Source organism: Streptomyces sp. NPDC051133, assembly GCF_040682635.1.
Classification (GTDB): domain Bacteria; phylum Actinomycetota; class Actinomycetes; order Streptomycetales; family Streptomycetaceae; genus Streptomyces.
Map to the genome: position 1 here is coordinate 1 of NZ_JBFBBK010000096.1, position 13787 is coordinate 13787.

13 protein-coding genes are annotated in these 13787 nt (G+C 70.8%); 5 read left to right on the plus strand and 8 right to left on the minus strand.

Features of this window, described 5'->3' with window-relative positions; genetic code table 11:
* Positions 1-141 precede the first annotated feature (141 nt).
* From AB0N17_RS43715 to AB0N17_RS43745, 7 genes are all read right to left on the minus strand, one after another.
* Entirely contained in the window at positions 142-1527 is a 1386-nt protein-coding gene (locus tag AB0N17_RS43715; RefSeq protein WP_366017272.1) for an 8-oxoguanine deaminase, read from the minus strand.
* Between the two features lie 69 nt (positions 1528-1596).
* The gene (locus tag AB0N17_RS43720; RefSeq protein WP_366017273.1) at positions 1597-3009 is read right to left on the minus strand and encodes a nucleobase:cation symporter-2 family protein; all 1413 of its coding nucleotides are present in this window, start codon (positions 3007-3009) and stop codon (positions 1597-1599) included.
* Positions 3010-3073: 64 nt separating this feature from the next.
* On the minus strand, positions 3074-3997 hold the full coding sequence (pucL, locus tag AB0N17_RS43725) for a factor-independent urate hydroxylase (RefSeq protein ID WP_366017274.1): 924 nt from the start codon (positions 3995-3997) through the stop codon (positions 3074-3076).
* Between the two features lie 4 nt (positions 3998-4001).
* Positions 4002-4403 carry a hydroxyisourate hydrolase gene (gene uraH / locus AB0N17_RS43730; protein WP_366017275.1) on the minus strand — a complete coding sequence of 134 codons (402 nt, stop codon included), beginning with the start codon at positions 4401-4403 and terminating at the stop codon, positions 4002-4004.
* Between the two features lie 4 nt (positions 4404-4407).
* Positions 4408-4920 (minus strand): 2-oxo-4-hydroxy-4-carboxy-5-ureidoimidazoline decarboxylase, encoded by a 513-nt coding sequence (uraD, locus tag AB0N17_RS43735; protein ID WP_366017277.1) that lies wholly within the window; start codon positions 4918-4920, stop codon positions 4408-4410.
* A 241-nt stretch (positions 4921-5161) separates the two neighbouring features.
* Entirely contained in the window at positions 5162-5524 is a 363-nt protein-coding gene (locus AB0N17_RS43740; RefSeq protein WP_366017278.1) for a helix-turn-helix domain-containing protein, read from the minus strand.
* Complete coding sequence (locus AB0N17_RS43745) at positions 5524-5784, minus strand: thiamine-binding protein (RefSeq protein WP_366017280.1); 261 nt, start codon at positions 5782-5784, stop codon at positions 5524-5526. Before AB0N17_RS43745 ends, AB0N17_RS43740 begins: the two co-directional genes overlap by 1 nt.
* A 169-nt stretch (positions 5785-5953) precedes the next feature.
* Here AB0N17_RS43745 and AB0N17_RS43750 point away from each other — a divergent pair, with 169 nt between their 5' ends.
* The 4 genes from AB0N17_RS43750 (at position 5954) to AB0N17_RS43765 (ending at position 10156) form a co-directional block, all read left to right on the plus strand.
* Positions 5954-6811 carry a TIM barrel protein gene (locus tag AB0N17_RS43750; protein WP_366017281.1) on the plus strand — a complete coding sequence of 286 codons (858 nt, stop codon included), beginning with the start codon at positions 5954-5956 and terminating at the stop codon, positions 6809-6811.
* Between the two features lie 42 nt (positions 6812-6853).
* On the plus strand, positions 6854-7744 hold the full coding sequence (locus AB0N17_RS43755) for a 2-hydroxy-3-oxopropionate reductase (RefSeq protein ID WP_366017282.1): 891 nt from the start codon (positions 6854-6856) through the stop codon (positions 7742-7744).
* A 189-nt stretch (positions 7745-7933) separates the two neighbouring features.
* A complete protein-coding gene (locus AB0N17_RS43760; protein WP_366017283.1) occupies positions 7934-9412 on the plus strand; it encodes a catalase in 1479 nt (492 codons plus the stop codon).
* A 510-nt stretch (positions 9413-9922) separates the two neighbouring features.
* The gene (locus tag AB0N17_RS43765) at positions 9923-10156 is read left to right on the plus strand and encodes a hypothetical protein (protein ID WP_023545789.1); all 234 of its coding nucleotides are present in this window, start codon (positions 9923-9925) and stop codon (positions 10154-10156) included.
* A 302-nt stretch (positions 10157-10458) separates the two neighbouring features.
* Here AB0N17_RS43765 and gcl read toward each other — a convergent pair whose 3' ends face one another.
* Positions 10459-12246 (minus strand): glyoxylate carboligase, encoded by a 1788-nt coding sequence (gene gcl, locus AB0N17_RS43770; RefSeq protein WP_366017284.1) that lies wholly within the window; start codon positions 12244-12246, stop codon positions 10459-10461.
* Between the two features lie 238 nt (positions 12247-12484).
* Between gcl and AB0N17_RS43775 the strand changes: the two genes are divergently transcribed.
* Positions 12485-13225: a hypothetical protein gene (locus tag AB0N17_RS43775; RefSeq protein ID WP_366017285.1), complete on the plus strand. Its 741-nt coding sequence runs from the start codon at positions 12485-12487 to the stop codon at positions 13223-13225.
* The last annotated feature ends 562 nt before the right edge of the window (positions 13226-13787 follow it).

The following is a 13787-nucleotide window of genomic DNA, read 5'->3' on the forward strand; positions in this document are numbered from 1 at the left end:
GCGCCCGTGTGTCCCGGCCCACTCGGCCTACGAACTCCTCCGGGCGGCAACATCCGCCGGACCAGTCTGGCTCCGGCAGAAACCAAGAAGTCAGCTTCGACAGCCCGGGTGAACGACCCGGCTGTGCGACCCGGAGCGGGATCAGCCCTGGGCGGCGATCCGGGCGAGGCGCTGGGCCTCCTCGCGGGTGGAGCGGGCGATGGCGTCCTCGTCGACGGTGAGCAGCCGGCCGTTCTCCACGACCTGCTCGCCGTTCACGAAGGAGGCGGTGACCGGGGCCGCGGCACCGAAGACCAGCGCGGTCACCGGGTCGGCGATGGAGGCGTGGGCGAGCGTGTCCATCTTCCACAGCACCACGTCGGCCAGCTTGCCCGGCTCCAGCGAGCCGATCTGCTCCGCCCGGCCGAGGACCTGGGCGCCGCCGTAGGTGCCGAGCCTGAGCGCCTGACGGGCGTTCAGGGCGGCCTCGCGGTGGGCTCCGAGGCGGTTGATCAGCAGGGCGTTGCGCAGCTCGGTGTGCAGCTCGCCGGACTCGTTGGAGGCGGTGCCGTCGACGCCGAGGCCGACCGGGACGCCCGACTTCAGCATGTCGGGGACGCGGGCGATGCCGGCGGCGAGGCGGGCGTTGGAGGACGGACAGTGGGCGACACCGGTCTTCGTGCGGGCGAAGGCGGCGATGTCGGAGTCGTTCATGTGGACGCAGTGCGCCATCCACACGTCCTCGCCGAGCCAGCCCGTGGACTCGAAGTAGTCGGTCGGGCCCATGCCGAACAGCTCGTGGCAGAACTTCTCCTCCTCCACGGTCTCCGAACCGTGGGTGTGCAGCCGTACGCCCAGCCGGCGGGCCAGCTCGGCGCCGTCCCGCATCAGCTCGGTGGAGACGGAGAACGGCGAGCAGGGGGCGACCGCGACCTGGGTCATGGCGTCGAAGGAGGCGTCGTGGTGCTTCCTGACGGTCTCCTCGGTCGCGGTGAGCGCGCCCTCCAGCGTCTCCACGGCGAAGTCCGGCGGCAGGCCGCCGTCCTTCTCGCTGCGGTCCATCGAGCCCCGGGCCAGCGTGAAGCGGACGCCCATCTCGGCGGCGGCCCGGATGATCGAGCCGGACAGGTCGCCGGAGCCGTGCGGGTAGACGTAGTGGTGGTCCATGGCGGTGGTGACACCGCCGCGGGCCATCACGGCCAGGGATCCCTGCGCGGCCGCGTACGTCATCTGCTCGTCGATGCGCGCCCAGGTGGGGTAGAGCGCGACCAGCCAGTTGAACAGGTTGTGGTCGGTGGCCAGGCCCCGGGTGATCCACTGGTAGAAGTGGTGGTGGGTGTTGACCAGGCCGGGCGTCGCCAGATGACCGCTCGCGTCGATCCGGCGCACCACGTTCTCGAGGCCTTCGGGGGCGCTGCCCGCGCCGACGGACTCGATGCGGTTACCGGCGAGGACCAGGTACCCGGAGGCGTACTCCGTGTCGCCCGCGTCCACGGTCGCGATGGCGCAGTTCTCGATGACGATGCGCTGGGCTGCCGATGGTGCCATCGTGCTTCCTTGTCTTTCGGTGGCGGCCCGCGGACGGGGAGGTGTCCACGGGGAGGGCACGGCAGGACCCTAGGAGGATTTGAGTGCCGGAGCCGCTTGCCCACTCCGGGTGCCGAGATGATGGAAGAACAGATTGAGCAGGACCGCGACGAGCGCGCCGGCGCTGATGCCGGAGCCGAGCACGGTCTGCGCCCAGGCCGGGAAGCCCGCGTAGAAGGTGGGTGCGGCCAGCGGGATGATGCCGGCGCCCAGCGCCACGGCCACCAGGATGATGTTGGAGCTGTCGTCCAGGCCCGCCTCCGACAGCGTACGGATACCGCTGACGGCGATCGAGCCGAAGAGCACGATACCGGCACCGCCCAGGACGGGCATGGGCACCAGCGAGACGACCGCGCCGAGGACCGGGAAGGCGCCGAGGACCAGCAGGGTGCCGCCGGCGACGGCGACGACGTAGCGGCTGCGCACCCGGGTCAGCGAGACGACGCCGACGTTCTGCGCGAACGCGGAGGTGGGGAAGCCGCCGAAGACGGGACCGAGCAGGGTGGCGATGCCGTCGGTGCGCAGGCCACGGGTGATGGTCCTGGCGTCGGCGCGGCGGTCGCAGATCTCGCCGAGGGCGAGCATCCCGGCGGAGCTCTCCGTCATCAGCACCAGCATCACGATGCACAGCGAGAGGATCGCCGCGGGCTGGAACTCGGGCGCGCCGAAGGCGAACGGGGCGGGCAGCGCGGCGACGGGGGCGGACCGGAAGGCACTGAAGTCGGCCATGCCGAACGGGATGGCGACCAGGGTGCCGACGAGCAGCCCGAACAGCAGGGCGACCTGTTTGACGAAGCCGCGGCCGAAGCGCTGGACGAGCAGGATGACGGCGAGGGTGAACCCGGCGAGCGCGAGGTGCCTCATGGCGCCGAAGTCGGCGGCGGTCTTGTCGCCGCCCTGCGCCCAGCTCACCGGGACGGGCATCAGCGTGACGCCGATCAGGGTGATCACCACGCCGGTGACCAGGGGCGGGAAGAAGCGGAGCAGCCGGCCGAAGAACGGGCCGATCGCCAGGCAGAAGACACCGGCGACCATCACCGCGCCGTAGATCGCGGGGAGTTGACGGCCTGTGCCGTTCGTCTCGGCGATCGCGAGGATCGGGGCGATGCCGGCGGAGGAGGCGGCGTTGACGAAGGGCAGCCGGTTGCCGACGAGGCCCTTGACGCCGATGGTCTGCAGGATGGTCGCGACACCCGCGATGAGCAGGCTCGCGGCGATCAGCCGGGTGCGGGCCGCGATGTCGAGTCCGCAGGCCTGGCCGATGATGAGCGGAGGAGTGACGACGCCCGCGTACATCGCGGCGATGTGCTGGAGCGCGGCGGGGACGAGCCGTGAGAGGTGGAGCTTCTCGTCCACCGGGTGCACGGACGTGACGGCGTCCTCGGTGTGCGCCGGCGGGGTGGAACAGGGGGCTTTCGCCGGCCCCTTTGCAGGCAGTGCCATGGTGTTCCCTCCGGTGTGGCGCGTCCCCGGTCCGGGTGGCGGGACCGGGGACGCGCGTCCCGCGTCAGAGGTTGGTCATGTCGACCGGGATCTGCGGCTCACAGCCGTCCCGGAGGATGGTCGCCTCGATCAGGCCGTAGGGCCGGTCGGCGGCGAAGTAGACCTCGTTGTCGTTCTTGAGCCCGAACGGCTCCAGGTCGACCAGGAAGTGGTGCTTGTTCGGCAGCGAGAAGCGGACCTCGTCGATCTCGCCGCGGTTGTTGATGATGCGCGAGCCCATCTGGTACAGCGTCTGCTGCAGCGACAGGGAGTAGGTCTCGGCGAAGGCCTGCAGCATGTGCTTCTTGACCTGCTCGTAGGACTTCTCCCAGTTGGGCATCTTCTGTTCGTCGTCGGTCCAGTTGAACCGCCAGCGGCCGGAGACCGAGGTCGCGAGGATGCGGTCGTACGCCTCCTGGAGGGTGGTGTACTTGTCCTTGACGTAGCCCCAGAACTCGGAGTTGGTCGAGTTCATCACCGTCAGGTCCTTCAGGCCCGAGATGACCTCCCAGCGCTCACCGTCGTAGGTGATCTGGGAGACCCGGGTCTCCTGGCCCTTCTTCACGAACGAGTGCTTGACCTCGTCCGCGCCGATGAACTGGGAGTTGGCGTCGGAGGTCGCGATCCGCTCCCAGGCGTACTCCTCGATGCGGATCCGGGCGCGGTGGATCGCCGGCTGCGAGGTGACGAAGTGACGGGCGAGGTGGATGCCGAACTGCTCCGCGGACTCGATGCCGTGCTCCTTGGCGAACGCGAACACCGTGTTCTTCGTGGTGTCGGTCGGCAGGACGTTGGCGTTGGAGCCGGAGTAGTGGACCTCCTCCATGTCGCCGCTCAGGGCGACGGAGACGTTGAGGTCCTTGATGTGGTGGGTGGCGCCGTCCCGCGTGATCTTGACGACTCGGTTCTCGGCCTTGCCGTACTGGTTCTGTCCCAGAATCGTGGGCATTTAGCTAGCTCCCTCGGTAAACGGAGTAGCCGAACGGGTTGAGCAGCAGCGGCACGTGGTAGTGCTCCCCGGGCTGCACGGCGAAGGTGATCGCCACCTCGGGGAAGAACACGGCACCGCTGTCCCGATTCGCGGGGGCGTCCTGCTGCGCATCGGCTTGCTTGTTCTCGAACTGCAAGAAATACGCCTCGACGGCGAAGTCGAGCCGTACGTGGGTGGTCCCCTCCGGCAGGGCCGGCAGGTCCTTGCACCGGCCGTCGGCGTCGGTCGCGGAGCCGCCGAGCGTGTGCCAGTCCGTCTCGCGCCCGCTGCGGGCGGAGAGCTGGACGGCGACGCCCTCGGCGGGGCGGCCGATCGAGGTGTCCAGGATGTGTGTGGACACGGAGGCGGTGGTGCTGGTGCTCATGGTGTCAGGCGTCCTCTTCGACGAGTCGGGCCAGTCGGATACGGTTGATCTTGCCCAGCTCGGTGCGGACGATCTCCCGCTCCTGCTCCGGCGAGTTCCCGATCCGCTCCTTGACCGCGTCCCGCATCTGCTCACCGGTCCGGCCGGTGGCGCAGATCAGGAACACATGGCCGAACCTCTCCTGGTAGGCCAGGTTGAGTTCGAGCATCTCGGCCTTGAGCTCCTCGGCGGCGCCGGCCATGCCGGCCTGCTCCCGCGCGGAGGTCGGGTCGCCGGGCTTGGGGCGCCCGATCGGCGGGTGCCCGGCCATCGCCTCCTCGAGGTCCCCCGTCGTCAGCTCGGCCATGGCGGCGTCACTGGCGGCGTAGAGGTCCTCGACGGCGGTGTACGGCCGGGTGGCGAGCAGTCGCCGGGCCCACTCGGAGGAGGCGCACGCCTCGTGGAGGGCGGCGAGGGCCGCCGGCTCCTCCAGGGTGTTGAACCGGGCCAGACCCGGGGGCGTGGAAGTCGAAGTCACGGGAGCCTCCGTGGCCGGATTCGGCCTTCGTGCTGAAGCGGGCTGCCGATAGCTAACGCCCCAGGAAACGCCACGTCAACACTTTGTTGAAAATTCCGCGTAACAAGCCGAGCCCCGAAGGGGCGCGGGCCGTCTCGACATGCGGCTGCGCCGCGTGGGCGCGCCCAGCCACGACGGCGCTGCAGACGCCCGACGGCAGTCCGAGGCCCCCCGAACAGGGCACCCGCCCCCCAGCGGAGCGCTAAGCGCCCTTCTCCCGGTTGAGGTAGTTGTAGACCGTGAAGCGGCTCACCCCGAGCGCGCTCGCCACGGTCTCCACGCCGTGCCGTACGGCGAAGGCGCCCCGCGCCTCCAGTATGCGCACGACCTCCTGCTTGGACCTGCGGTCCAGGTCGGCCAGCGGCCGGCCCTGCCGGCGCTCCATGGCCGCGAGAATGTGGTCGAGGGAGTCGGCCAGCTGGGGCAGGCGTACGGCGACGACGTCGACGCCGTCCCAGGCGAGGACGACGTCCTCGCGGCCGGCCTCGTCCGGCGGGATCATCTCCGCGCCCATGGCGTCGACCAGCGGCTTCACGGCCGCGATGAAGGGCTCTTCCCCGGTCACTACCGCCCCTCCCCGATCCCGTCCTCGATGACGTTGACCTGGAGCGAGACCCGGGTGGCGCCGGCCTCCAGCGTCTTGCGCAGCAGCGCGTCCACGGCGGTGAGCACGCGGTCCGCACCCCCCTCGGCCGTGTTGCCGAACGGACCGACGTCGACGGCGTCCAGCCCGGCCGTCTCGATGACCTCCCGCGCCACCACGGCGTGCGCGGGCGCCTCGTCCAGGTCGAAGGGTTCGGTCGTGAACTCCACTCTCAATCGCACGCGCTCAACCTAACGCGCGGCGGGGGTTTTGGGACCTCCCGGCCGGGACCGGGTGCGGGCGGGCGGCCGGTCCCTCTTGACAAGTGCCGACACACGACGGCAATCTTCCATTAAGCAGAAACGAACTTCCGGATTACGGAAAACCACCACGGAAGGGAGCGCGGCCCGAATGCCAGGTTTTGGATCGAGCACAGCCGCAGACCAGCGCTTCAACGTCAACCTGTCGATCCTCTTCACGGAACTCCCGCTCCTGGAGCGTCCCGCGGCCGCCGCCGCGGCGGGCTTCACCGCGGTCGAGCTGTGGTGGCCCTGGGTCGACTCCCCCACCCCCGAGCGGTCCGAGCTCGACGCCCTGAAGAAGGCGATCGAGGACGGGGGCGTCCAGCTGACGGGGCTGAACTTCTACGCCGGACAGCTGCCGGGCCCGGACCGCGGTGCCCTGTCGGTCCCCGGTGAGGAGTCGGAGAGGTTCCGCGCCAACATCGACGTGGCCGTCGAGTTCGGCCAGTCCCTCGGCTGCACGACCTTCAACGCCCTCTACGGCAACCGCGTCGACGGCGTGGACCCGGCCGAGCAGGACGCGCTCGCCCTGGAGAACCTGGTGCTCGCGGCCCGCGCCGTCGGCCGGGTCGGCGGAACCGTCCTGATCGAGGCCCTCAACCTGCCCGAGTCGCCGAAGTGCCCGATCGTGAGCGCGCCCAAGGCGATCGAGATCGTGGACAAGGTCAACGCGGCGACGGGCCTCGGGAACGCCAAGTTCCTCATGGACCTGTACCACCTGTCCATGAACGGCGAGGACCTGCCGTCGGTGATCGATCAGTACGCGGCGAAGACCGGGCACGTGCAGATCGCCGACAACCCCGGCCGCGGCGCCCCCGGCACGGGTGCGCTCCCGCTGGAGGAGCTGCTGGGCCGGCTGAAGAAGGCCGGTTACGACGGCTGGGTGGGCCTGGAGTACAAGGCCGGCGACCGCCCGAGCGCGGAGGCCTTCGACTGGCTGCCGCGCGAAGCCCGCGCGGCGCGCTGAACCCCCCGACCTTGCAGAGCAGTTGAGAGAGGCACCCCCATCATGAGCAACCTTCCCAAGATCGCCTGGATCGGCCTCGGCATCATGGGCTCCCCCATGTCGGAGAACCTGATCAAGGCGGGCTACGACGTCACCGGCTTCACCCTGGAGCAGGACAAGCTGGACCGTCTGGCCGCCGCCGGCGGTACGGCCGCCGCCTCGATCGCCGAGGCCGTGCGGGACGCCGACGTGGTCGTCACGATGGTGCCGGCGTCCCCCCAGGTCGAGGCCATCGCCTACGGCCCTGACGGCATCCTGGAGAACGCCCGGCAGGGCGCCCTGCTGATCGACATGTCCTCGATCACCCCGCAGACCTCCGTCGACCTGGCCGCCGCGGCCAAGGACAAGGGCATCCGGGTGCTCGACGCCCCGGTGTCCGGCGGTGAGGCCGGCGCCATCGAGGCCGTACTGTCGATCATGGTCGGCGGCGAGCAGGCCGACTTCGACCAGGCCAAGCCGATCCTCGAGGCCCTCGGCAAGACCATCGTGCTGTGCGGTCCGCACGGCTCGGGCCAGACCGTGAAGGCCGCCAACCAGCTGATCGTCGCCGTGAACATCCAGGCGTGCGCCGAGGCCGTGGTCTTCCTGGAGAAGTCCGGCGTCGACCTGAAGGCCGCGCTGGACGTCCTCAACGGCGGCCTGGCGGGCTCGACGGTGCTGACGCGGAAGAAGGACAACTTCCTGAACCGCGACTTCAAGCCGGGCTTCCGGATCGACCTGCACCACAAGGACATGGGCATCGTCACCGACGCCGCCCGCAACGTCGGCGCCGCCCTGCCGGTCGGCGCCGTGGTCGCCCAGCTCGTCGCGTCCCTGCGCGCCCAGGGTGACGGCGGCCTGGACCACTCGGCCCTGCTGCGGGCCGTCGAGCGCCTCTCCGGCGCCCAGGTCTGACCCGCCCCCCAGACTTCCGGGAGGCGCCGCCGCTGACACCTGTCCTGTCGCGCCCAGGCGGCGGCGCCTCCCGGATTCAACTTCAACAAACTGTTGACGTTCAGAGGGCCCACTTCTAGGCTCCACCCAGACTTCAAGGCTCCACAAAGCGGAAGATGATTTCCGCTGCCACCGCACGGAAGGTCCACGATGTCGAAGCGCGTGCTTACGGCGCGAACTCTCACCACGGAGTCCGGCGCACCGGTCGCAGACAACCAGAATTCCGCCTCCGCCGGCGTCGGCGGCCCGCTCCTGATCCAGGACCAGCAGCTCCTGGAGAAGCTCGCGCGCTTCAACCGCGAGCGGATCCCCGAGCGCGTGGTGCACGCCCGTGGCTCCGGCGCGTACGGCCACTTCGAGGTGACCGACGACGTCACCGGCTTCACCCACGCCGACTTCCTGAGCGAGATCGGCAGGCGCACCGAGGTCTTCGTGCGCTTCTCCACGGTCGCCGACTCGCTCGGCGGCGCGGACGCCGTACGTGACCCGCGCGGCTTCGCGGTGAAGTTCTACACCGAGGAGGGCAACTACGACCTCGTCGGCAACAACACCCCGGTGTTCTTCATCAAGGACCCGATCAAGTTCCCCGACTTCATCCACTCGCAGAAGCGCGACCCGTTCACCGGCCGCCAGGAGGCGGACAACGTCTGGGACTTCTGGGCCCACGCCCCCGAGGCCACGCACCAGGTGACCTGGCTGATGGGCGACCGCGGCATTCCGGCGTCCTACCGCCACATGAACGGCTACGGCTCGCACACCTACCAGTGGACGAACGCCCAGGGCGAGGCCTTCTTCGTCAAGTACCACTTCAAGACGAACCAGGGCATCCGCTCCCTCTCCGCCGACCAGGGCGCCGAGCTCGTGGGCAAGGACCCGAACTCGCACCAGACCGACCTGCTCCAGGCGATCGAGCGCGGGGTGCACCCGTCCTGGACCCTGTACGTCCAGCTGATGCCGGCGGCCGAGGCGGCGGACTACCGCTTCAACCCGTTCGACCTGACCAAGGTCTGGCCGCACAAGGACTACCCGCTGCAGCGCGTGGGCCGCCTGGTCCTCGACCGCAACCCGGACAACGTCTTCGCCGAGGTCGAGCAGGCCGCCTTCTCCCCGAACAACTTCGTTCCGGGCATCGGCCCCTCCCCCGACAAGATGCTCCAGGGCCGCCTGTTCGCCTACGCGGACGCCCACCGCTACCGCCTCGGCGTCAACCACACCCTGCTGCCGGTCAACTCCCCGAAGGCCGTGCCGGGCGGCGCGCAGAACTACGGCCGCGACGGCCTCATGGCCCTCAACGCCCAGGGCCGCGGCGCCAAGAACTACGAGCCGAACTCCTACGACGGCCCGGTCGAGACCGGCCGCCCGCTGTCGGCCCCGCTTCCGGTGTCCGGCCACACGGGCAACCACGAGGCCCCGCTGCACACCAAGGACGACGACTTCTTCCAGGCGGGCGAGCTGTACCGCCTGATGTCGCCGGAGGAGAAGTCCCGCCTGATCGCCAACATCGCCGGCGGCCTCTCGCAGGTCTCCCGCGACGACGTGATCGAGAAGAACCTGGCTCACTTCCACGCCGCCGACCCCGAGTACGGCAAGCGCGTGGAGGAGGCGGTCCGCGCCCTGCGCGAGGACTGAGCCCGGTCAATCCCTGAGCGGCGTACGGAGTCTGACGGGAGGTCATGACTTCGCACGCGGCCCGCGCAGGACGCCGTCACGGCCCGGATGAGGGGTGGCCGTGGGGCGGACGGCGCGGGCAGGGCGAGGACCGCGGTGGTCTGCGAGCCAGTGCGGTGGTGAAGGATCCGCGCTCCCCTTCCAGACCAGAGGGAAGGGGCCGCCGGCTCCGTCGCACCCACCGCGGTCCCACCCAGCCCCCTTCCGGGGGCCACCCGCCCCGTCCGGCGGCGCGAACGACCTGTCGCGCCCAGCCTCGCGCCGTCGGACGGTCACCAGACACAGAAGCGCTCCCCCGCCGGACCCACGTCCGGCGGGGGAGCGCTCGTGCGTTCCGGGCGCCCGGCACGACGGCCGGCCTCGCCCGTACGGCAGTGCCCATGCGTCCCGTACGGCAGTGCCCATGTGCGCGGCGGCTCCCGCGGCCGGGACCGACGTGCGGGAACGCGGGCGGCGCCGCACGCTGAATCCATGGGCAATCCGACGCACTATCCGCACATCGTGGTCCACTCCCCGGCCCTGGACGGGTCCCGGCGGGTCACCGAAGGGGACGTGACCCTGGGGATCGCCTCGCACCTGGACGACGTCGTGGAGATCCTTCGACTGGCCGACCTGGACCGGATCGAGGTGGAGGAGAGCGATCTCATCGAGTGGCAGGGCGGCGGCCCCGACGACTGGCCGGGGCTGTCGGAACACGAGCTGTGACGAACGGACGTACCGCAGCGGTCGTAGGCGGACTACGTCATGCTCAAATCAAGCTCTGAACACCGCGGCAGAGGCTTCAACCGCCCCCGGAGTAGGGCAGATTACGGGCACAGGGCCCGCCGGCACGGGGGCGGCGGGCCCTGAACGGGGGATGCACCAGGGAGGTCACGGGGGACCACGGGGGCAGCACGGGGGACGCGCAAGGGCGGCCCGTCCGAGAGGACGGGCCGCCCTTGGTGTTCCCGGCGGTGCCGGAACGACGGCGGTGTCAGACCTTCAGGGGCCTCAGACCTTCAGGGGCCTCAGACCTTCAGCGGCTTGATCGAGGTCGGCGCGTGGCCGGGCTCGGTGGCCAGGTCCTCGAACTCGGAGATGTCGCTGATGTCCATGGTGCGGCTCATCGAGATGTTGGTGATCCGCTCCAGGATCGCCTCGACGACGACCGGCACCTGGTGCTCGGCGGCCAGCTTCTTCGCCTGCTCGAAGGCCGCGCCCAGCTGGTCCGGCTCGGTGACCCGGATCGCCTTGCAGCCCAGGCCCTCGGCGACCTTGACGTGGTCCACGCCGTAGACGCCGAGCTCCGGGGTGTTGATGTTCTCGAATTCCAGGTTGACCTGGAAGTTGATGTCCAGACCGATCTGCGCCTGACGGATCAGGCCGAGGTAGGCGTTGTTCACCAGCACGTGGACGTAGGGGATCTTGTGCTGGGCGGCGACCGCCAGCTCCTCGATCATGAACTGGAAGTCGTAGTCGCCGGACAGGGCGACGACCGGGGCGTCCGGGTCGGCCTTGGCGACGCCGATCGCGGCCGGGACGGTCCAGCCGAGCGGGCCGGCCTGGCCGCAGTTGATCCAGTGGCGCGGCTTGTAGACGTGCAGCATCTGCGCGCCGGCGATCTGGGAGAGACCGATGGTCGTGACGTACCGGGTCTCCGGTCCGAAGGCCCTGTTCATCTCCTCGTACACGCGCTGCGGCTTCATCGGCACGTTGTCGAAGTGCGTACGGCGCAGCAGCGTGGCCTTGCGCTCCTGGGTGGAGGCGACCCAGTCGGCGCGGTCGGGCAGCTTGCCCTCGGCCTTCAGCTCCTTGGCGACCTCGACGAACAGCTCCAGCGCGGCCTTGGCGTCGGAGACGACCCCGTAGTCCGGCGGGAAGATCTTGCCGATCTGGGTGGGCTCGATGTCGACGTGGACGAACTTGCGCTCGCCGCGGTAGACGTCGAGCTTGTAGCCGGTGTGGCGGTTGGCCCAGCGGTTGCCGATGCCGAGGACGAAGTCCGACTCCAGGAAGTTGGCGTTGCCGTACCGGTGCGAGGTCTGGACGCCGACCATGCCGGCGTTCAGCTCGTGGTCGTCGGGCAGCGTGCCCCAGCCCATCAGGGTCGGGATGACCGGGGTGTTGGTCAGCTCGGCGAACTCGACCAGCAGGTCGGAGGCGTCGGCGCCGATGACGCCGCCGCCGGCGACGATGACGGGGCGCTCGGAGGCGAGCAGGAAGGAGATCGCCTTCTCGATCTGGGCGCGGCTCGCGGCCGGCTTGTAGACCGGCAGCGGCTCGTACGTCTCCGGGTCGAACTCGATCTCGGTGAGCTGGACGTCGATCGGCAGGTCGATGAGGACCGGGCCGGGACGGCCGGAGCGCATCAGGTGGAAGGCCTGCTGGAACACGCCGGGGACCTGCGCGGCCTCCAGGACGGTCACCGCCATTTTGGTGACCGGCTTGGCGATCGAGGCGATGTCGACGGCCTGGAAGTCCTCCTTGTGGATCACGCTGGTGGGCGCCTGGCCCGTGATGCACAAGATCGGAATGGAGTCACCGATGGCCGAGTACAGACCGGTGATCATGTCGGTGCCGGCCGGGCCGGAGGTGCCGATGCAGACACCGATGTTGCCCGGCTCGGTCCGGGTGTAGCCCTCGGCCATGTGCGAGGCGCCCTCGACGTGGCGGGCGAGGGTGTGGCTGATGCCGCCGCCCTCCTTGAGGGCCTTGTAGAACGGGTTGATCGCGGCGCCCGGCACACCGAAGGCGTCGGTGACGCCCTCGCGCTTGAGGATCTCAACTGCCGCGCGGGCAGCGGTCATACGAGCCATCGAGTACTCCTGCCTCGGCTGTCGGTTGCGTACTCCCGTCGCGCCCCGCGGTGAGCACAGTCTCCAGCATGTCTATTTTCCGCATAGCGGAATCTAACTTCTACTATCTGGAAGCAATGTAGGGGGTGGGGTGAACGTCGTCAAGAGAGGCCCGGACGCCGGGACACGGCAACCGCCGGACAAGGGAGGTACGGCAGGAGGACGATGGGGGCGCTGTCCGGAGAGGAGTGGTGGGGCCATGCCCGAGAGCGTGCCGGTGCGCTGTCCGGCCTGTCGGCGCGAGCACGTCTACACCGCGCCGGCGTATCCGTGCGCGTGCGGCGCGCCCACCGCCCCGCGGCTGGATCCGGCCGCCGAGCCGGCCCCGGCGGCGCACCGGGACTGGGACGACGAGTGGCTCACGGTGACCTGCGGCGCCTGCGGACGCCTGGGCCAGTGGCCGCACCCGGAACTGGGCTGCTCCTGCGGCACGGTCCTGCGCATTCCGGTGCGGGTGAGCCGGCCGCCCGCGGCTGACCCGCGGACACCGGCGACGGCACCGGCACCGGCACCGGAGGCCCGGCGCCCCGCCGTCCGGCCGCGCGCCATCCGCACCGCGCGCGACGCGGTCACCGTCGCCGCGCTCTACCTGCGCTGGCTCGGCTACCGGGACATCCGCCGTGCCGACCAGCGGCCCCCGAGCGGCATCGGGCTGGCCGCCCGCGGGCTGCTCGCCCAGGTGGACCCGACCGTGCGCCCGGCGGCGCCGCGGGACGTGGAGTGCCTGTGGCTGACGGCGATGACCGAGTCCGCGGACTGCGCGTACTTCTCGCTCGCGGGCTACACCGACGAGGCCCGGACCGGCGCGTCCGCGCTCGGGGTCCCGCTGTTCGTCCTGGACCTCACGGGCGTGCCACAGCCGGCGAACGCCCCGGCCGCCAGGCTGCACACCGAGGGCGCACCGGACCCGGGGAACGGGCCCCGCGACGCCCGGACCTGACGGCCCCGGCCGACCGACGGCTCAAGGGCAACACCGACACCGGAGAGCCCCGAACCGCCACGGACACGGCGAGCGCGCCGGAACGGGGGCCGGAGGACCGGAGGGGCGGCCCTTACTCGGCCCCCGGCCGGCCGTGCGCCGAGAGTGGCGCTCGGGCCCCGCCGGCGGTGCATCGCGAGCGCGCCGGAACAGGGGCAGGAACACGAGACGGGCGGCCCTGACGCGGCCCCCGGGCCGGCCGTGCCGGCGGAGCCGCCACGTCGACGCAGCACCAGGAGTCGCGCTCCCGCTGCACTCCGAGAGTGCGCCGGAACCGGACGCAAGGAACCGGGACGGGCAGGCGCGGCCCCGGCCGGCCGATGGGTCGAGCGCGCCGCCCGCAGCGGAAGGGCACGGACACGCTCAGGGCGCCGCCGGCGGTGCGGAGCCGGACGCCGAGTCCCGGGGCGGGCAGGAATGACGGGCGCCGCCGGGCCGCCGGGCCGGCGGGCCCCGGGGTGGGGGGGCGCCGCCCCACCCCCCCCGTACCCGGACGCCCCCCGGCGGGGGGGCCCGCGGCCCC